The sequence below is a fragment of the Lacipirellula sp. genome (assembly GCF_965279485.1).
Taxonomy (GTDB): Bacteria; Planctomycetota; Planctomycetia; order Pirellulales; family Lacipirellulaceae; genus Lacipirellula.
This window is the reverse complement of record NZ_CBDIIC010000001.1, coordinates 1,316,785-1,336,588: the sequence shown is the minus strand read 5'-3', so window position 1 is coordinate 1,336,588 and position 19,804 is coordinate 1,316,785. Positions and strand designations below refer to the sequence as shown.

Sequence of the window (19,804 nt, the reverse complement as noted above, 5' to 3'; positions counted from 1 at the left end):
GATCGTGCTGCGGGAAGAATGAAAAAAAGGCCGCCCTGCCGCGAAAGTACGGCAGAACGGCCTCTGGGTCGCAAACTCGTTAGTCTTCCTGCTCGAATATTGCGGTTCTCAAATCCGAAGTGACATTGCGGGTCGACTTCGGCCTGAGCGAGCGGGGCTAGGTTTTTACTGCAGGGCAACTAGCGACTGAGCGTTTCCATTGACGCTTGGCGAGTGCGCGTCTGCTCCCACTCGCGTCCTGCCTCCGCACACTGGTAAGCGACTTTGATGAGTCCCTGCCGGCGCGGCTGGTCGAGATTCTGCATGTCGATTGCCACTTGTTCGATTGCCTCAGGACGCTTCTCCGCCGTGTACGAGAGGTTCGAGACGAACGACATCGTGTCGGTGAAGTTGCGATCCGCCGTTTGGCCCACGAAGGGGTGAACAGCCTTCGCGACAAGTTCGAGCCCCATGCGATCAAGCTTGATGAACGCATCCATACGAGCGGCGACGAAGCGGCGGCCGTTGGTTTCTTCCTTCGAACCGCTCGTCAGTACGATGACGCACTGCGCGGAGAGCGGCTGTTGGAACGGCTTGCCGGTGTAGCTCCCGTTGCACAGCATCACGATCCGATTTTGCGCGCCCTCTTCGCACGTTTGTTCGACGACGATAATCGTCCCCGTTGTGCCGGCGCCATCGCTGATTTTGCAGGTCCGCTCGTCGATGCGCTTCAGCTCGACGTGGCTCACGCCGAGATGCCGCCACATTTCGACCATCACTTCCGGGTTTTGCGCCAGGAACGTGAACAGTTCCGGCCGGCAATCGACGACGCTTGTCGGCATGCGCCGAAAGATCGTCGGATCGGCAAGCACCGATTGGACCGCGGGCCGAAACTGCGGATCGATTTTCGCGATTGGAATGGCCCGCATCGCCTCGGCCTGCGTCGTCTCGGAGGTCGAAGCCCCCGTCGGCTCGCCGGCAGTCGATGCGGTCGCCGTCGCCAGCAATGCCAGCAAAGACCAGCCGCAGCGCCTCAGGTGCGCACGCGCTCCCTGGTACGCTAAGCGTATACCCCCCACCATGTATCCCCCCTTCCCCTATGACTCCGCACCAGTGAGAAGCTGTGCGGGTCATGGGGATATTTCGGCTCGCGGCGGGGGGATGCGTCAGTCAAAAAAATTAGCCCCCGGTTTGCGGCCGGGGGCTAATTTCCATCGATTTATTAAAGGCGGCAGCGCCTTATTCCGCAGCAGGCTTTCCGGTCAGATCTTTGATCCGCATGTTGCGGTACCAGGCTTCGTCTCCATGGTCTTGGAGGACGATGTGTCCCTTCGCGTTCTTGCCGAACTTCGGCCACGTGGCAAACTTGCTCGCGGCGAGCTTCTTGTCCCAGTCGTCGCCGCTTAGCTTGACGTCGACGACCTTTTCGCCGTTCAGGAAGTGCTGGACGTGGTCGCCCTGGACGAGGATCCGCGAGCGGTTCCATTCGCCGGCCGGCTTCAAGACGTCCTTTTCGGGCGGGTACATCGCGTAGAGCGAGCCGGAAGAGGTGACCTTGTTCTGGCCATCCTTGTGCTTGGCGTCGTCGAGCACCTGGTACTCGGGGCCGGTGAAGTAGGCGGGTTCTTTCTCTTCGCTGACGCGGTACATGACGCCGCTGTTGCCGCCGGGGGAAATCTTCCAAGCGAACCGCAGGTCGAAGTCGCCGTATTCGTTCTTGCTCATCAGATCGCCGCCGGAACCGTGGCGATGGAGGACGCCCTTCTCGAGCTTCCAGCCTTCGGGCCAACCTTCCTTGCCGTAGGCCTTCCAGTGGTCGGCGGCGGCGTCGCCCTTGAGCAGCGGGGTGAAGCCTTCTTCTTGCCGGCGTTGGCGGCCGCGACGGGCCGACTTTTCTGCTTTAGCGTCCTTCGCGCCGGCTTCCTTGGTCTCTTGAGCAGAGCAGGTCGGCGCGGCGGCGAGCGCGAAGGCTCCAGCCGCCAGGAGGGCGAAGCTGATCGCCAACCGGGCCGATTTAGAGAAATGGAAACTCATGGTCGATAACTCCCTGGGAATGAGTATGCTGGCACGAGGGACCGCCGGAACGGACTGGACCGGCATTTTAAGCGGCTGCCGCCCCGGCCGCTACGAACGGCCGGGGGAATATTTAGAACCGCCGATAAACGCAGATGAACGCCAATAAATGCAGTCAGAGAGCTGCATTGGGGACTTGGAGCAATCTCCATTCCTATCTGCGTTCATTTGCGTCCATCTGCGGTTCCAAAACGTCGCTTAGCTTTTCGAATTCAAGTTTCTAACAGGATCTGCCCCGCGTGCTCGATTTTGTCACTGCCCTCTGGCTGGGATTCGTCGGCGCGTGCATCGGCAGTTTTCTCAACGTCGTCGCCTACCGCATGCCGCGCGGCATGTCGGTGGTGTGGAAGCCTTCGCACTGCCCGAAGTGCGGCCACGATATTCGCGCCCGTGACAACCTGCCGGTGCTGGGCTGGCTACTGCTCCGCGGTCGGTGTCGCGATTGTGGCGAGCCGATCGCGCCGCGCTATGCGATTGTCGAAGGGTTCGTGGGGATCGCCTTTTTTGGGTTGGCGTATATCGAACTCTTCAGCGGCGCCGCGAATTTGCCCGACGCGCTGGCCGACCCGGTCGGCGCGCTCGACAGCGTGGTGAACCCGAATTGGGAGCTGCTCACCCTTTACGGTTTCCACTGCCTGTTGTTGAGTTTGCTGATGGCGATGGGGCTCATCGATCAGGATGGGCAGCGCATTCCGTGGAGTCTGCCGCTCTTCGCGGGGATCGTCGTCACCGCGGGACTCGCGTATGAATGTTGGTACTTGTACCCCGAGCGGACGCGCAACATTCATGTGTGGGAATGGAAGGCGCCGTTCGATGCACTGTTCGGCGCGATGTGGGGGGCGGTGGCGTGGTCGATTCCGCAACTGGTGCTGCGGCGGCGTTCGTCGCCCGCGATGAAACGCTTCCTCCGCAACGCGGCGATCGCTTCGGCGGTGACGGGGGCGTTTCTGGGATTGCGGCCAGTAGTGAGAATCTTCGGGCTCTGGCTCGGCGGCATTATCGCGGCTCGTGGCTTGCGAAACGCGATGAAGGTGCGACTCAGCCCGCTGCTGGTGCTGTGGGGCGTGACGCTATTGCACCTGAGCCTGTGGGGACGGCTGTCGGATCTGTTCTCTTGGTGAGTTCGCGATTGCGCCGTAAGGCGTGATCGCATCCCTAGCCCCGGGCTCCGCCCGGGGGTGGCGCGACGCGCGGCGATGCCTCATGAGATGGATGCCGACCCCCGGGCGGAGCCCGGGGCTAGGGATGCGCGCTAGAGCAACCGAGCCGCATCGCGGGCGAAGTAGGTGAGCACGCCGTCGGCGCCGGCGCGTTTGAACGCGGTGAGGCTTTCGAGCATCACCCGCTCGCGGTCGAGCCAGCCATTTTGTGCGGCGGCGACAAGCATCGCGTACTCGCCGCTCACCTGGTAAACGAACGTCGGGGCGGCGAACGTTTCTTTCACGCGGCGGACGATGTCGAGGTACGGCATCCCCGGCTTCACCATGACGCTGTCGGCGCCTTCGGCGAGGTCGAGCGCCACTTCACGCAGCGCTTCGTCGCCGTTGGCGGGATCCATTTGATAGGTCCGTTTGTCGCCGCTGCCGAGATTTCCGGCGGAACCGACCGCCTCGCGGAACGGGCCGTAAAACGCCGACGCATACTTAGCGGCGTAGGTCATGATTTGCACGTCGAGGAAGCCCGAACCGTCGAGGGCTTGCCGCACGGCGCCGACGCGGCCATCCATCATGTCGCTTGGAGCGATGACGTCGCAACCTGCAGAAGCTTGCACAATGGCTTGCTGGCAGAGCATGTCGACGGTTTCGTCGTTCACCACATAGCCGTCGCGCACGAGGCCATCTTGCCCGTGGCTTGAATAGGGATCGAGCGCGACGTCGCAAATGACGCCGATCGCATCGGCGTACTTCTCCTTGACGGCGCGGACAGCGCGGCAAACGAGGTTCTTGGGATTGACCGCTTCTTCGCAGCCGGGAGTTTTTAGCTTGGCATCGGTCGCCGGGAAGAGCGCGACGGCTGGGATGCCGAGCTTTACGGCTTCGCCGACGGCTTCGACGATAAGGTCGACCGAGAGCCGCTCGACGCCCGGCATCGAAATGATCGATTCACGCTCGTTCGACCCTTCGCGAATGAATAGCGGCCAGATGAGGTCGTTGACCGACAGCGTTTCCTGACGAACGAGCCGCCGCGACCAATCGTGCCGCCGCACGCGACGGAGCCGCGTGTGGGGGTAGCCGGCGGGGAAACCTTCGGGAGAGCGGTCGGACATGCGGGGCCTGGCGCGGGGCTGTCGGCTGTCGGCTATCGGCCGCCAGCCAAATAGGTGGTGGTTAGCACGCTGCTACTTCGAGTGGATCCATGCTGATCATGCGAGGGAGATTCAAATTTTCTGGCCGAGGGCTGACAGCCGATAGCCGACAGCCCAAACTTCCCCTTCCATTATCTGAAGCGGCGTCTCTAAAATCTACGTCATGCGCCAGCGGCGCGATATCCCCGGATTTTCCTGCAGAGGCGCCTGACTGCGACATGGCTGACGAACCTCGTATCCATCTTGGCCCGTTTGAGTTTCGACCCGCATCGATTCAGATGTCGGGCCGACCGGCGCTGGCCGAGTGGAAGGGGCCGTTGCAGTTTGCGATTTGGTGCCAACGGGCGAGCCCGTGGTGGATTGGCGACTTGATCAATCGCGGCGAGGATGTATTCGGCGAAGAGTTTGCCGCCGTGTGGGGCGAGACGCTCTCCACCGAGATGGTGAGCCGGTACGCCTCGGTGGCCCGCCGCGTGCCGCCGCAAAATCGAAAGGCAAATCTTTCGTGGTCGGCCCACGCGGCCGTGGCGAGGCTGTCGCACCCCGAGCAGCGGCGGATGCTCGCACTGGCGCTCAAGGAGGGTTGGAACAGCGACGACCTCAACAAGAAAGTTCGCGAATTGATCGCCGAGCGGAAGAACGAGCCAAAGAAGGCGTAGCGTTTCGCCCGCATGGCGTCGCAGCGAAGTTACCGCCTACCACGTCGCAACGCCCATTCAGCCCCGGCCGCTTTTGGCGGGTTTTTTGTCGAACTTGCGGCGCGCGCGGGCTGCCGCCCGCGGCTAAATGGGCGTTGTGGTGATCAGTCGCTGACGCGCTGCAAAAACCCACCGATCACCAGTCACTGATCCCCGATCCCGCAATCCCTCCATGCAGTACAGTCTCGAAGAGTTTCTGACCGTCGCCATCGTCATGACGATCGGCAGCGTGCTGCAAGGGGCGATCGGGTTTGCCTCGGGGCTGATGGGCGTGCCGATGCTCGTGCTGTGCGGTTTTTCGTTGGTCGAGGCGACCGTCATCAACTTCGTGTCGACGGCAGTGCAGAATTTTACTGGTGCCTTTCAGTTGTGGTCGCACATCGAAGCGCGGGACGTTACGTTGCCGGCGATTTTGCGCTGCGTCGGCTTGCCGCTGGGGACGCTCGCGCTCGCGGCGACGCCGAATCTTGATCAAGATCTGGTGAAGCAGATCATTGGCGTCGTGCTGCTGGTTTCGGTGCTGATGCTCGTCTCGGTGCGCGTGCGGCCGCGCGACAGTTTGGGGTATGGGTGGATCGGACTGACGTTCATCAGTTCTGGTTTCTTGATGGGTTTTGCATCGATCGGCGGGGCGCCGATGGTGATGTACGTCAACTCGCTAACCTGGTCCGCGGCGAAGAGCAGGGCGTTCATGTTTTTCTGCTCGGCGGCGATCATGCCGTTCATGGCCTGCGCGCTCATTTGGCAATTCGGCGAGCAACTGCTGAAGCCGGCGTTCCTGGCGGTGCTAATTTTGCCGCCGTGCTTGCTGGGACTGTGGCTGGGGCTCACGCTGGGGGCTCGGCTCGACAAGGATCGCTTTCGCCGACTTTCCTACGGATTGCTGCTGGTGGTGGCGATCGCCACAATTCTGTCGCCAGTGGTGTTCAACGGGCGTTGAGTGCGGGATAATCTCCGGTGCTTTTCTGGACTTCACACGGGCTACCGCCGCGCGGCTGAATGGCCGTAGCGAGATGGAACTTATCACCCACTGACAACTGACAACTAATATGTACCTCGCCTCTTCCACGCGTTACGACTCGATGACCTACGACCGCTGCGGACGGAGCGGGCTGATGCTGCCGGCCGTGTCGCTCGGGCTGTGGCACAACTTTGGCGGCGTCGACGCCTACGAGACGGGGCGGGCGATCGTCCGCCGCGCGTTCGATCGCGGCGTCACCCATTTTGATTTGGCCAACAACTACGGCCCGCCGCCCGGTTCGGCGGAAGAGAATTTCGGGAAGATGCTACGCGACGACCTGGCACCGTATCGCGACGAGATCGTCATCTCGACGAAGGCCGGTTACCGCATGTGGCCCGGGCCGTACGGCGAGTGGGGGTCGCGCAAGTATTTACTGAGCAGCCTTGACCAAAGCTTGCGGCGGATGGGGTTGCCGTACGTCGACATTTTTTATTCGCATCGGCCTGATCCCGACACGCCGCTCGAGGAAACGCTTGACGCCGTCGCGACTGCGGTGAAACAAGGAAAGGCAATTTACGCCGGCATTTCGAACTACACCGCCGAGCAAACTCGCAACGCGTGCCGCATTTTGCGCGACCTTGGCTGCCCGTGCCTGATTCATCAGCCGAAGTACTCGATGTATGAGCGGTGGGTCGAGGCGGAACTGCTCGACGTGCTCGAGCAAGAGGGCGTTGGCTGCATTCCATTCTCGCCACTCGCGCAAGGGCTGCTCACCGATCGCTACCTGCAGGGGATTCCCGAGGGGAGCCGCGCGAGCAAGCCGCATGGGTTCCTTAAGAGCAATCAAGTGACGCCCGAGCGGGTTGAGCAGTCGCGGCAGTTGAATGCCATCGCCAAGCAGCGAGGGCAATCGCTGGCGCAGCTCGCACTGGCGTGGGTGTTGCGCGACCGGCGGATCACGACGGTGCTCATCGGGGCAAGCAGCGTCGAGCAGCTGGATCAAAACCTCGGCGCCTTGGAGCGGCGAGATTTCAGCCAAGAAGAGCTTGCCGCGATCGAAAAGATTCTCAGGTGACGTTCGCCTTTGCTTGGCGATCGGGTTTTACGGGGGGGAATTGACTATGCTGCTGCTGTTTTCACGCCGGTTGATTCTCTTGGCGGGACTTTGGGCGGGAGTCGGCTTCGCCGCTTCGCATGCTGCGGAAACGCTCGCTGAGCTGCAGCCGCAGATCGAAGCGCTCGTAGCCCCAGTGATCGAAAATCGCGGCGTCGTTGGTTTTGCGATCGGCATTCGCCGCGGCGACGAAGAGCTGTTTCTAAACTACGGGAAGGTCGACCTCGAAAAAGAGGGCGCGCCGACGCCCGACACCGTCTACGAAATTGGCTCGGTGACGAAGACGTTCACCGGAACGCTGCTGGCCGATGCGTCGCTGCAGACGGGGCTCGACCTCGACGCGACCGTCGCGAAGACGCTACCGACCAGGGCGCCGCAACCGGCGGAGTCGGAACAGCCGATCACGCTCGCGCATTTGGCGACGCACACGTCGGGATTGCCGCGATTGCCCAACGACCTGAAGCCGAAGGACCAGCGGAATCCCTACGCCGACTTCACGGCCGACGATGCATATGCCTTTTTCGCGGCCCACAAACCGGCGCGTAAACCGGGCGAGTATGAATACTCGAACTACGGCATGGGATTGCTGGGGCAGTTGCTCGCCGATCGCGCGGGGAAAGATTACGAAGCGCTCGTCATCGAGCGGATTTGCGAACCGCTCGGCATGCACGACACGCGCCAGCGGCTCACGCCGGAGATGACGGCGCGGCTCGCGCCGCCTTACAACGGCGATCTGGGGCGCGAGTCGAACTGGGACTTCCAAGCACTGGTCGGCGCGGGCGGGCTGCGCTCGACGGCGCGCGACATGCTGAAGTTCGTGGCCGCGATGTATGCCGAGGATGATCGCGACGTGACGAAGGCCTTTCAACTTGCCGGACAGCCGCGGATGAAGTTGCCGGATGGTCGCAGTATTGGCCTCGCTTGGCACTTCGCCCGCGACGGCATCACGCGGCTGCACGACGGGCAAACCGCCGGCTACAGTTCGTTCGTCGCCTGCATCCCGGAGAAGAAGCTGGCGGTCGTCGTGCTCAGCAACACGGCGAAGCACGAATTCACGTCCGCCGTCGGCGAGAAGATCGCGCAGCTTGCCCTGGGGATGCAGGTCGAACCGCTGGCGATGCGGAAGGTCGTCGACATGCCGGTCGAGACACTGAAGAAGTACGTCGGCAAGTATCCGTTGAGTCTGTTGTTCGCGTTAAACGTAACGCTCGACGGCGAGCAATTGAAGGTGCAGGCAACCGGGCAGGATGCGTTTCCGATTTATCCGAGCAGCGAGACGGAGTTTTTCTATCGCGTCGTCGACGCCCAAATTACGTTCGTCGTTGACGAGAAGGGAGAGGCGACGAAACTCATCTTGCATCAGAATGGGAACGACATTGAAGGCTTGCGGCAGAAGTAGGGGGCCGCGCGAACAGTAGCATTCAAAATCAAGCCCCGGGCTCTGCCCGGGGGTAGCGTGACGTTGGGGCGAGGCCGATCGGAATGGCAGCCACCCCCCGGGCGGAGCCCGGGGCTAGTTGGCGGGGGCTTCGCTCCCCACCTTTTTGAATGCGATCCAAAAGAGGACCGCGAACACTAAATCAAGGACGCCGAAGAAGGTCGTCGTTGCCGAGAGCCGGCCTGTGGCGAACAGGGCGAGCGCCGGGATGCCAAAGCTCAGTTTCTCGAGGATGCCGGGGATCATGATCAGCCGGTAACGGGCCGGATCGCGGGCGATGATCAGGAAGGCCACCTGCCACGCGGCCGCGACGCCGACGAAGCCGTAAAAGTGCTCGGGATGCACGGCGCCCGGCACGTTCGCTTCGCCGAGTTGTTGCTTCACGAACTCCGGCGGCAGCAGCTCCATGAAGTACTGCGGCAGCAGCACCGCCAGGCCGTAGATGCCGGCGATGTGGAAGACCCGTTGGGCGAATAGCATCCTTGCTTCCTTCTACCTGATGTTGATGCGACGTCTCAAGATTAGAGGACGACGGGCTTCCCTAGCTTGCGACGCACGACGGCGAACTGTCCCGCGTGAAGCAGCGGATGGGCGCCGAGTAAGCCGAACATCGCTGCCACGGTGGGAACGAACTTGCGAAGCCGTTCTGGCGACGGGTCCTCAAGTCGCTCGGGCGGCAATTCGCGCAGGACTCGCTTCGTCGTCTCTCGCGCGCCGTCGTATAAATCGATGTAGGCCTGCTTGGTCAAGAACGCCGCTGGATCGTCGACCTGGCACTTGTCCTTTGCATGCGCCTCGGCAAACCCTTCGGGCAGCTTGAAGCCGTTGCCAGGGCTGACCGATTCAATCAGCCCCGCTTCGGAGGTGATCAAATGCCCGAGTTGCCAGGCGAGGTTGTTGCAGCCCGGCCCGGGACGCTCCAGGAGCGCCGCGTCGTCGAGATCGCTCAGATACATCTTGAGAATCCCGAGCCCTGAATTCAACGAAGTTTCGAGTACTTGCTTGGCGTCCATGTCGTTCGATCCCCGGTTGTGTGAAGGGCCTTGCCCGAAAGTCTGTGGAAGGGGGCTCTGACCCCGAGGCAGCATCAGGGTATCACAAAGGTCTGTGGTGTAGAGCGTCATCGGCGTCGGAGACGCCTCGCACAGTTGAGTGCGTGGAAGTGGCGATCAGCCCGCCGCGCCTGCCGTCGCCGGTTCTTGCTTTGTCACGACCTCGACCTTGCCGTTGCGATCGCGGGTGAAAGCGTGCAACTGGTTCCCCTTGGCGTCGATGAACTGCACCGTCAGCAGCTCCGGCGTCACGTGGACGTGATTGAACCCGAAGACCTGGTTGTTCACGAAGCCGCGGTCGGTCGTGCGGCAATCGTACAGCCGCGCGCCGCCGGCGCCCGAGACGATGAAGCTCGGCTTGTAGCCTTCGACTTGCAGATGCTGCAGCGTGTGGTCGTGCCCTGCGAATGCCAGCGAGATATCGTGCTCCTTGAGCGCGGGGCCCCATTCTTCGATGAGCCGCTTGTTATCGCCGCGGTCGACCGTTTCGCTGAAGAGCGGGTAATGGTTCACCATCCAGGTCCAGGGGGCCTTGGTCTCTTTGGCGAGTTCCGCCTTGAAGAAACGGCGCTGCTCGATCTTTTCTTGCGGGGTGAGGCCGCCTTCCCAGTAGCTGCCGTCGAGGACGATCATCCGCACGAGCGGGTTCTCGGGGTTCGGCAATTCGACCGTGTACCACTTGCTGGGGAGCTTCCAACGCGATGTCGGATTGTTCTTCGCGTAGTCGAGCTGCAGCGCGAGCTTTCCTTCTTGGAAGTCGTACTTCGCGGTACCGTAATCGTGGTTGCCGACGCAGACGTAAAAGGGGCAGTCGAGCGAATCTTTCGAGTACATTTCCTCGAACTGGCGTTCGATGCGGCCCGGCTTGATCGTGCTGTAGAAGTTGTCGCCGAGTGCGAGCACGGCAGCGAGCGGTTGGCCGAGGCCGTCGGCGAACTTGGCCATTTGCTTGGCGACCGAGGTTTGCGCGTCGTTGCCGTTGGTGCCGTAGTCGCCGAGGGCGAGGAGGTGCATGCCGTCGCCGAGCGAGGCGGCCGCTTCCTTCGCCTGCAGGGCGCCGAACTGTGCGGCGGCCCAGGCGCCGCTGCTGAAGACGACCGCGCGGCGAATCGCTTCGCGGCGCGTGATGGGAGAGTTGAACAAGTTCGAAGCTGGCATCGCGGTCACTCTGCATTTGGTCCGATGAAACGCCGCCTTGGCTGCAGCGAGCTGAATTCATCATAACCCAAACGGACATTCGCCGAGAACCCTTGGAGGCGGTGTAATGGAAGCAGGTGAGTTGCCTATCTTGCCGAGAGAGGCGAGAATTCATTCGTCCCACATGTGCGGTTCGCCGAACGTTAACAAATTCGCAAGATTTTGTTGTTGGCGTCCTCGCGATAATCACGCCGAGCCGCGCAGAGTTTGGGGCGTGCGCACCATCGACGCGTAAAGGGTTGAATCCTGATGCGAAGTGTTTTATTCGTTGGCGGTAATTTTCTTTCGCGCTGCGGCGCCGTCTTATTAACGGTGGCGTTGGCTTGGCCGTCGGCCGTCGTTGCGCAAACGCCGACTGCGACCGCCGCCGGCAAGGAAGAGAAGGCGGCGGCCAAGGAAACCTCGGCGCCCGCGCTTAGCGACCCGACGATTCTGTTGGTGCGCGACGCGGCGGTGCGGAAGGCGTTGCAGCTCACTGGCGAGCAGCGTACATCGCTCGATGCGCTGCTGAGGACTCACAATCGGATGTTACTCGCCATTCGCGACGTCGGCCCGACCGGCGCCGACGAAACCGCGCAACCAGCGCTCGCCGAAATTCGCGCGGAGCTCAACAAGATTCTCAACGCCAAGCAGAAGCTGCGGCTGCAGCAACTCGTGTTGCAAGTGCAGGGATACGATTGTCTCGCGCGGCAGGACGTCGCCCGGCAGCTGAAGCTGTCGCCGGAGCAGCAGCAACGTTTGGCGCAAATTGGCGACGAGTTCCGCGCCAGTGTGAAAGCTTTTACTGAAGGGGGCGGTGGCGGCGACGCCGAAGCAAACGCCGCGGAACTCGCGCGGCTGCAGGCAGCGCGTTTAGAGAAGATTCTTGCCGAACTTGAAGAACCGCAGGAGGCGGCGTTTTCGAAGTTACTCGGCGAACAGTTTAACTTTGCTCAGGTGAATCCGAGCCCGGCCGATGCACCGGAGTTCGTCTCGATCGAAGAATGGGTAAACAGCGAACCGCTCACCATGGAGTCGCTGCGCGGCAAGGTGGTGGTCGTTCACTTCTTCGCCTTCGGCTGCATCAATTGCATCCACAACTACCCCTGGTACCGCGAGTGGCAGGAGGCGTATCAAGGAAAGGACGTCGCCCTCATCGGCATCCACACGCCCGAGACGGAGACGGAGGAAGACAACGCGAAACTGAAAGCGTCGCTCGTGAAGAACGACCTGAAATTTCCTGTCGCGGTCGACAAAGAAAAAGCGATGTGGAAGGCGTGGTACAACGGCATCTGGCCGAGCGTCTACATCATCGACAAGCAGGGAAGGGTGCGCTACTGGTGGTACGGCGAACTCGACTGGAAGGGCGCCGGCAATCAAAAAGTTGCGAGGCAGCAGATCGAAAAGCTCCTCGCGGAGAAGTACGTCGAACAGGCGGAAAAGAGTGGGGAGCTCACCGCTGATAAACGCTAATGGGCGCTAATAGAAAAATCCAGCAGTCAATTCGTTCGTACTAATCTCTGAATTGCATTTCTTTGCGCCTCTGCGCCTTTGCGTGAGATCTTCTTAAAGAAAGGCAGGTCTCACGCAAAGGCGCGAAGGCGCAAGGGAAATTCAGAGACATGATCTCCCCCTTGGCGCTCTTGGCGTCCTTCGGTCAATCTTCCCCTTCAGAAGAATCGCGGTGAAATCTCACCGCCCCCCGCGAAAAACCACGCCTTGTCACCCGCCCGTCGCGAACCGATAATCCTCGGTTGGCCGTCTGATCTCTCCTCGCGACAAGGATTCTCCGTTGGCTTACTACATTGGCGTCGACGTGGGCGGAACCACCAGCACCCTCGCGGTCGGCAACGATCGGAACGAGGTGGTTTACGTCTCTCCGCAGTTTGCCACGACGCCGGACCTTGGTCCGCAGAGCTCGATCGCCGCGATTGTCGTCGCCGCTCAGGAAGCGATGGCCCACCTCGGCGCGCCGCTCACCGAAGTCGCCGGCGCCTCGATCGCCACCCCCGGCCCCGCGACGATGGACGGCGTGCTGCTGGCGACGCCGAATCTCAATCGCGAGCTGTGGAACAATTTTAATATTCGCGCGGGACTTGAAGCGGCGCTGCGGCAGCATCACCCGACGCTCAACGTTCGCTACATCGGCGACGGCCAGGCGGCGGCGCTCGGCGAGTACGCCATCCGCAGCCGTGCGCTCACTTGGAGCCATGTTCCCGCGGAGACGTTGCCGAACGAAACGCTTGACTCGCTGTTCATGGTGATCGTCGGCACCGGCCTCGGCGGCGGCGCCGTCTTGGGCGGGCAGGCGATCCAAGGAAGCCAAGGCCGCGCCGGGCACGTCGGGCACATTTTGCTGCCGTCGTACGCGTTCCGCTACGAGCACGATCAAAAGCTGCTCAAGGGCAACGCCTATGCGACGTCGGAGTCGGCCGTCTCGCTCAGCGGGTTGGCTCACCAACTCGAGTATCGCTTGAAGTTGCCGGAGTGGGCGTCGCACTCGTTGAATCAGGTGGAAGGTTCTGCGCGCGAGAAGGCGAAGCGGTTGCGAGAGCTTGTCGCAGCGGGCGATCCGCTCGCGCAGCAGTTGTTCGACGACCAAGCGCGGGCGCTCGGCATAACGCTGCTGTCGGTGAACTACCTCGGCGACTACGACCGGCTGGTGATCGGCGGCGGCGTCTGCGATCTCATTCCGTCAGTCCGCGATCGCTACCGCCAGTTGGCAGAGGAAGAGTATCGTCGCCATTCGCTCGACGGGTTCCGCAATCTCGATCGCTTTGAGTTTTCCGTTTGCGGCGACGAGGCCCCGGTGGTCGGTTCGCTGCGTTGGGCGATGCTCTCGTAGGTTGGGCATTCCTGCCCGACGGCAGTGCAATCGGTTCCCCAAGTCCCGCGAAGTTGCGACGAGAAACGCCAGTGGCCAAAAAAAAGTGGTCAAAATCTTCCGGGAACTTGGTGAATAATCTGAGTATCGCCGACGCGCGCCATCTCATTAAGTGCGAGGGGGGCGAGCTGACGATCGGCGAGTTGCTGATCGAGATTGCCACCTCGCTGATGGTCGCCGGAGCGCTCGCCCGCGCGATTTGGGTCGGCGACGCGACGGCGTGGCATCTCTTTCTGCCGATGGTCGCGCAGTATCTCGCGCTGCTCATTGCGATTCCTGCGCTCTACATTTTCTTCCGGCACCCGGGGCTGCGAAAAGACGTCGTCGGCTCGCTGCGGTTGTGGGCGTTCATGGCGATCGCGAGCGGCGTCGCGTTCGCGGTGCAAACCCATCGCAGCGGCGTGCCGTGGCGGGAGCAGCTGAACGACAATCTCACCCAAGCGTGGCGGTGGATTTACGACGCTCACATGCATTGGCCGATCGTGCTGGCGGTCGCCGCGATCTTGTGGGGCTTGCCGCGGCGGATTCGCAATTTGTACGAGCATGGGCCGCCGTTTTCCGGCGTCAGTCTCGGCTGCGCCATGCGATTGGTCGTGCCGCTGCTGGGGGCGTTTCTCGTGCCGTTCGTGGCCTCGGGCGAGCTTCCCGTCGTCTGGGTGTTGTGGGCGATTATTCTGCTCGCCGATTTCTTGGCGCTCGCGATGCATTGGGACCTGCAGCGGCGGCTGCGGAGATTTGACGAGCAACAGTTGAAGAACGAGCGTACGACGCTGTGACAACGTGCACCCGCGTGCGAGTTGTTTTTGAACCGCTGATTGACGCTAATGGTCGCTGATGAAATGTGGTCAGCGTCCATATGCGTGTATCGGCGGCTAACGCATTTCTGATCTTGATTTACGTTCACTACTTGATTCAGCAGCTAGAGGGCAGGCGTCGCGAATGGCACAACACTTCAACATTTGTCGCGGTTGCTTCTTGGCAGTCGTTGGGTTTGTATTTGTATCAGCGGTGACTGCATTCGCCGCGGAACCGGCAGCCACGGTCAATAGTGGTCCCGCGCTGCCGATCTTGGCCTGGGAAGGCGTCCCCGCGTTGCACGCGACTCCCGAGCGGTTTAAGGAACTCGCCGACGCCGGATTCACGATCTCGTTTAGCGGCGCTCCGGACAACGCGACAGTCGCGAAGATGCTCGACGCTGCGGAGACGGCGGGCGTGAAGCTCTACATCCACTCGCCGGAACTCCAGGCCGATCCCGAGGGAACGGCTCGGCAGTTTATGAGCCATCCGGCGCTCGGCGGTTATCATCTCGTCGACGAACCGTCGGCCAAGTTGTTCGGTGATCTCGGCGCATGGACGAAGCGGATTCAGTCAGTCGACGCCAAACACCCGGTCTACATCAACCTACTGCCGACGTACGGCAATCCAGATCTCTGGGGCACGCCAGATTTCGAAACGTACGTCCAACGGTTCGTCGCAGAGGTTCCGACGCAGCAGCTGTCTTACGATCACTACCCGATCATTCGTGGCGGCGCGGACGCATCGACCGACGTGCTGCGTCCGGACTTCTATCAGAACCTCGAAATCTGCGCCGCCGCTGCCCGCGAATCCAACCGGCCATTGTGGACGTTCGCGCTGCTGGTGGCCCACACGCCGTACCCGATTCCGACGCTCGCCCACCTGCGGCTGCAGGCATACAGCGACTTGGCGTACGGCACCGAGACGCTGCAGTACTTCACCTACTGGACGCCGGTGAGCACGATTTGGAATTTTCACGAGGCGCCGATCAATCCAGAAGGAAAACGGACGCCGACGTACGACTTAGTGAAGGCGTTCAACGCCGAACTACAAGCGGTGCGCGGCGTGTTCGTCGGCAGCCAAGTGGAGTCGGTTGGCCACACGGGGGCGGCGATTCCCGCAGGGACGAAGCCGTTCGTCGCCGCGGCGCCGATCAAGTCGCTGCAGACCGAGGGAACCGGCGTCGTTGCGTCGCGGCTAGCGAAAGGGAACCAGCGGTTCTTGGTGCTCGTGAATCGCGACCTGCATCAGCCGACGACGGCGACGGTGGAGTTCGACGGCAGCACGGCGATGAGTGCCGTGGCGAAGGATGGGACGCTGCAGCCGCTGGAGGGGACGACGCATTCAGTCACGATCGAGCCAGGCGATGTGGCGATTTACGCGTGGCAGGCTGAGTAGTAGCTAACGCATTTCTAGCCCCGGGCTCCGCCCGGGGGTGGCGTTACGTTGGGCGACGTTGATCGAAATAGTGGCCGACCCCCGGGCGGAGCCCGGGGCTAGGACGCTCACGGGCAGAACCGGCTCTTCGCCAGATCGCTCATGCCCTTGAGATCGAGCTTCCCCGTGCCGAGCACCGGAATCTCTTCCACTTCCAAGAAGCTATCGGTCCCCGGGATCCACAGATTCGGCAGGCCCAACTGCTTGAGATGCTCGCAGACCTCCGCTGGCGTCTTGCTGATCTTCGTGTGGAGCACGACAAGTCGTTCGCCTTTTTTGTCATCGGGAACCGAAGCGACGACGGCCGTGAGCTCTTCAGGATTGGCGCCTTGCAGGAACTGCTGAATGGCGTCCTCAATGTTTTGATGCGGCACCATTTCGCCGCCGATTTTTGAGAAGCGGCTCAATCGGCCGGTGATCTCGATGAACCCGTGGCGGTCGATCCGCGCGATGTCGCCGGTAACGTACCAGCCGTCGCGGATTACCTCAGCCGTTTTGTCGGGCTGGTGGAGGTAGCCCTTCATGACGTTGGGGCCCTTCACCAGCAGCATGCCGGGCGTTTCGATCGGCAAATCTTCGAACGTTTCGGGATCGACGATCTTCGCGGCGACGCCGGCGACGGGGCGGCCGACGGTTCCTTCCTTCGCGTCGATTTCTTTCGACTGCGAACGACTTGGCGGAATGTTGACGCTCACGAGCGGCGAGAGCTCGGTCGTGCCGTAGCCTTCGACAGGGCGGACGCCAAAGCGTTCTTCAAACGCCTCGAACAGCGCGAGCGGCATCTTTTCGGCGCCGGCGACGGCGACTTCGAGGTGGGTAAAATCTTCGGGATCGCAGCGGCGGATGTAGTTCCGCAGGAACGTCGGCGTGGCGAGCATGATGGTCGCCTCCCACCGCTTCGCGAGCTTGCCAATTTGCTGCGCTTCGAGCGGCGAGAAGTGGTAGACGCACCGCACGTCGAGCCCGAGGATCGTCCACAGCGTGACGGTAAAGCCGAGCGAGTGGAAGAACGGCACGATGCCGAGCACCGTGTCGTCGCGGCGGAGGTGCACCGCCTGCAGGATCGCTTCGACGTTTGAGCCGACGTTGTGATGGGTGAGGACGACCCCCTTCGGTTCGCCGGTGGAGCCGGAGGTGAAGATGACCGTCAGTTCGTCGTCGCCGCTCATGCGGTGGAGGCCGAGCTGGCGGTCGAGCAGCGCCGCCGGCATCGCGTAGGCCATCGCGGCGCTCGTCAGCTTGTCGGCCTTGGTGACCTTGTCCTTGAAATCTTCCAGTAGGATGACCTTCGCATCGAGCTGCATCCCCAGCTTGTCGAGCACCTTTTGGCTGGTGAGGATGTGCTTGATGCCCGCCTTCTTGATGCACTTGTTCATGATCTCCGCGGAGACCGTGTAGTTCAGATTGCAGGCGACGCGTCCGCAGAGCGTGACGGCGGCGTTGACGAGCACGGCGCCGTTCGACGGCGGCAGCAAGATGCCGATGTATTTTTCGTCCTCGACCTTCGGCGCGAAGACCTCGCGCAGTAGAAGGCGGCGGAGGATTAGCGCCCGCATGAGAATCTGCGCCCCGGTGAACGACTGCCCGGTCGAGTCGGCGATCTTCCAGCGGAACATCGCCTTCCGGCATTTGCGAATCATCAGGCGGGGAAGAACCATGGCGCGCTGTTTCCTGCGGGTGACTGCCAAAGCGCCAAGCGCCTGGACGGCGTTACGGATTTCGTAGGCGTTGCTCGGTTCGTGGAGCGGTTCGCCGAACCAGATCGAAACGCGGCGCGGGCTGAGTTCAGGCGATTTTCCGAAAAGTTTGCCGCCGCGGAAGCTGAAGATACTCCCCCAAAGTTCGTCGAGGTAGACCGGAATCACCTCGGCGGTCGATCCTTTGAGGATCTCCAGGACGCCTGGCTTGAACGTTTGCAACTGCCCGCTGGGGCTGATGCGGCCCTCGGGGAAGATGCAAACGATTTCGCCGTTGTTGAGCGCCTCGCGAGCGGTGTCGATCGCTGAACGTAGTGCTTTGGGCGAATCGAGGATCGGGATGACGCCCATCAGGCGCGCCAAACCGCGGATGTACCACTTCTCGATGTAGCTGCGGCTGACGATCAGCCGCACCGGCCGTGGCGAGACACAGACGAGCATCAGGCCATCGAGCCAGGAGACATGGTTTGGCGCGAGCAGGGCCGGGCCCTCTTCCGGTAGGTTCTCGCGGCCGAAGACGCGAACCTTGTAGAAGGTGTGCGTGAGGAGCCACGCGATGAAGCGGATCGTCGCCTGCGGGATCAGGACGATGATGTAAATGAACACCGGGATCGTCAGGGCGCCGCAGAGGAAAAAGATTTGCCGCGCGGTGAGGAGCGGGTGGCCGACGAGTTCTTGATAGACCTCGCGAATGACAACCGCTTGCTCGGGGTTTTCTTCGGTGATGCGGTGGATGTCGATCGACTCGCCCGCTGCTTGCTCAGCCTGGAATTTTGCCCACCAAGATTCGGCTTCGGCCAGCTTTGCCGGATCCTCGGCGAACTGGACTTGCGCCTGCAGGTGTTGCAGGGACCCTTCGTGAACTGGCAGGCGCATGACGCCGAAGCCGAGTGCGGCGACGAGCATGCCGCCGAAGGTGAGCAGATTGCTGGCCGCGAGGACCGAGCCGCGGCGATCGCTCGGGCTGTAATGTTGCATGTACGACGCGAGCGGCACATCGAACAGGCCAGCCGAGCAGCCGAGCATCACCAACAGCAGGATGGCGACGACGTAGCTGAGCGTCCAGTCGCCGCTCGGTTCGAAGAACTCGCCCTGAACAGTGTAGAGCAGCATCGGCGCGATGATGAGGCCGAGGGCGCCGAGCGGCAGGATGCCAAGTTCGACGCGGCCGGCCGACCAGACGCCGGCCAGGACGCTGCCGACGCCGATGCCGATGACGAGCGCCGCCAGCAGCGGGGCGACTTGCGTCTGCTTGCCGCCGCCCCCTTCGAAAACAAACTGATCGATGTTCAAGTGAGCGAGCGCGCCGAGCGTCCAGAAGAACATGATCCCCATTGCCACGCGGAGCATCGCGGGGGTGTGGGCGAGCGTCTTCAGATCGCGCCAGCTTTGTTGGGCCATGTCCCACGGGAACTTGCGCGTGACGTCGGCAGCCGGGAGTTTCGCGATGAGCAAACTGGTGAGCCAACCGGCGACGGCGAACCCGAGCAGCACGAGCGCCGACCACTGCCAATGATCTTGCCCCTTGTCGCCCGTGACGTCGGCGAGCCAGCTGCCGAGAAAGGTGCCGGCCATCGTCGAGAAGACGGTCGTGAGGCCGATGAGACCATTGGCCGCGGAGATGCGGCTGTCGTCGACCATTTCAGGAATGCTGCCGAGCTTGGCTGGCCCGAAGAGCGCCGCCTGGGCGCCCGCCAGCCCGAGCACGAGTAACATCATCCAGATATGGCCGAAGAGGATGGCGCCGATCGCCACGGCCATGATCACCGCCTCGCCAACCTTGCAGAGGACGATGACCTGCCGCTTGCTAAACCGGTCGGCCAAGTAACCGGCCGGAGCCGCCAGCAAGATATACGGCGCGACGAAGACCGCGGTGCCGAGCGCGAGCAAGTTGCTTACGTTAACGTCGGCGTAATCCTTGCCGATTCCGATCACCAACCAGCGCAAGATGTTGTCGTTCGTCGCCCCGAGGAACTGGGTGAACAAGAGCCCCAGAAAACTCTTCGAGACGAGCGAGCGTTCGCGCGGGACGGCGGCAAGATGCTTGCTGCCGCTGGCAATCGGGCCGGAATGCATGTCTGGTCAAAAGCTGTCAAAGAATGCTGAAGGGGTCCGCCTAGTAGGAACTACTTTAGCTGAAAAGAGTTCCGGCGGCAGAGGGCAGTTGCTGGCAGGGGCTGGGGGTGGGCGACGGA

Annotated in this window: 16 protein-coding genes; 9 read left to right on the top strand and 7 right to left on the bottom strand. The window is 62.0% G+C overall.

What is annotated here, in order from left to right; all coding sequences use genetic code 11:
- Positions 1–179: 179 nt before the first annotated feature.
- The gene (locus ACQY7R_RS05600) at positions 180–995 is read right to left on the bottom strand and encodes a hypothetical protein (RefSeq protein ID WP_428304605.1); all 816 of its coding nucleotides are present in this window, start codon (positions 993–995) and stop codon (positions 180–182) included.
- Between the two features lie 223 nt (positions 996–1,218).
- Positions 1,219–2,013: a 3-keto-disaccharide hydrolase gene (locus ACQY7R_RS05595; protein WP_428304604.1), complete on the bottom strand. Its 795-nt coding sequence runs from the start codon at positions 2,011–2,013 to the stop codon at positions 1,219–1,221.
- Between the two features lie 278 nt (positions 2,014–2,291).
- On the opposite strand from ACQY7R_RS05595, the gene ACQY7R_RS05590 reads away from it, so the two are divergent.
- Positions 2,292–3,173 carry a prepilin peptidase gene (locus tag ACQY7R_RS05590; protein ID WP_428304603.1) on the top strand — a complete coding sequence of 294 codons (882 nt, stop codon included), beginning with the start codon at positions 2,292–2,294 and terminating at the stop codon, positions 3,171–3,173.
- 131 nt (positions 3,174–3,304) lie between these two features.
- Here the strand turns inward: ACQY7R_RS05590 and hemB are convergent, their stop codons facing one another.
- The gene (hemB, locus tag ACQY7R_RS05585) at positions 3,305–4,318 is read right to left on the bottom strand and encodes a porphobilinogen synthase (RefSeq protein ID WP_428304602.1); all 1,014 of its coding nucleotides are present in this window, start codon (positions 4,316–4,318) and stop codon (positions 3,305–3,307) included.
- A gap of 257 nt (positions 4,319–4,575) precedes the next feature.
- On the opposite strand from hemB, the gene ACQY7R_RS05580 reads away from it, so the two are divergent.
- The 4 genes from ACQY7R_RS05580 (at position 4,576) to ACQY7R_RS05565 (ending at position 8,529) form a co-directional block, all read left to right on the top strand.
- On the top strand, positions 4,576–5,016 hold the full coding sequence (locus ACQY7R_RS05580; RefSeq protein ID WP_428304601.1) for a hypothetical protein: 441 nt from the start codon (positions 4,576–4,578) through the stop codon (positions 5,014–5,016).
- A gap of 211 nt (positions 5,017–5,227) precedes the next feature.
- Entirely contained in the window at positions 5,228–5,995 is a 768-nt protein-coding gene (locus ACQY7R_RS05575; RefSeq protein ID WP_428304600.1) for a TSUP family transporter, read from the top strand.
- 109 nt (positions 5,996–6,104) lie between these two features.
- The gene (gene mgrA / locus ACQY7R_RS05570) at positions 6,105–7,091 is read left to right on the top strand and encodes an L-glyceraldehyde 3-phosphate reductase (protein ID WP_428304599.1); all 987 of its coding nucleotides are present in this window, start codon (positions 6,105–6,107) and stop codon (positions 7,089–7,091) included.
- Positions 7,092–7,137: 46 nt separating this feature from the next.
- Positions 7,138–8,529, top strand: a complete 1,392-nt coding sequence (locus ACQY7R_RS05565) for a serine hydrolase (protein ID WP_428304598.1) — start codon at positions 7,138–7,140, stop codon at positions 8,527–8,529.
- A 114-nt stretch (positions 8,530–8,643) separates the two neighbouring features.
- On the opposite strand, the gene ACQY7R_RS05560 is transcribed toward ACQY7R_RS05565, so the two are convergent.
- From ACQY7R_RS05560 to ACQY7R_RS05550, 3 genes are all read right to left on the bottom strand, one after another.
- Positions 8,644–9,048 (bottom strand): hypothetical protein, encoded by a 405-nt coding sequence (locus tag ACQY7R_RS05560; protein WP_428304597.1) that lies wholly within the window; start codon positions 9,046–9,048, stop codon positions 8,644–8,646.
- 41 nt (positions 9,049–9,089) lie between these two features.
- A complete protein-coding gene (locus tag ACQY7R_RS05555) occupies positions 9,090–9,581 on the bottom strand; it encodes a DinB family protein (protein WP_428304596.1) in 492 nt (163 codons plus the stop codon).
- A gap of 156 nt (positions 9,582–9,737) precedes the next feature.
- On the bottom strand, positions 9,738–10,778 hold the full coding sequence (locus tag ACQY7R_RS05550; RefSeq protein ID WP_428304595.1) for a metallophosphoesterase: 1,041 nt from the start codon (positions 10,776–10,778) through the stop codon (positions 9,738–9,740).
- 288 nt (positions 10,779–11,066) lie between these two features.
- Here ACQY7R_RS05550 and ACQY7R_RS05545 point away from each other — a divergent pair, with 288 nt between their 5' ends.
- From ACQY7R_RS05545 to ACQY7R_RS05530, 4 genes are all read left to right on the top strand, one after another.
- Complete coding sequence (locus ACQY7R_RS05545) at positions 11,067–12,269, top strand: redoxin domain-containing protein (RefSeq protein ID WP_428304594.1); 1,203 nt, start codon at positions 11,067–11,069, stop codon at positions 12,267–12,269.
- 319 nt (positions 12,270–12,588) lie between these two features.
- Positions 12,589–13,641, top strand: a complete 1,053-nt coding sequence (locus ACQY7R_RS05540; protein WP_428304593.1) for an ROK family protein — start codon at positions 12,589–12,591, stop codon at positions 13,639–13,641.
- 110 nt (positions 13,642–13,751) lie between these two features.
- Positions 13,752–14,456 (top strand): hypothetical protein, encoded by a 705-nt coding sequence (locus ACQY7R_RS05535; RefSeq protein ID WP_428304592.1) that lies wholly within the window; start codon positions 13,752–13,754, stop codon positions 14,454–14,456.
- Between the two features lie 163 nt (positions 14,457–14,619).
- Positions 14,620–15,873, top strand: coding sequence for a hypothetical protein (locus ACQY7R_RS05530; protein ID WP_428304591.1), 1,254 nt, complete (start codon positions 14,620–14,622; stop codon positions 15,871–15,873).
- A 107-nt stretch (positions 15,874–15,980) separates the two neighbouring features.
- Here the strand turns inward: ACQY7R_RS05530 and ACQY7R_RS05525 are convergent, their stop codons facing one another.
- Positions 15,981–19,685 carry an MFS transporter gene (locus ACQY7R_RS05525; RefSeq protein WP_428304590.1) on the bottom strand — a complete coding sequence of 1,235 codons (3,705 nt, stop codon included), beginning with the start codon at positions 19,683–19,685 and terminating at the stop codon, positions 15,981–15,983.
- Positions 19,686–19,804: the final 119 nt, after the last annotated feature.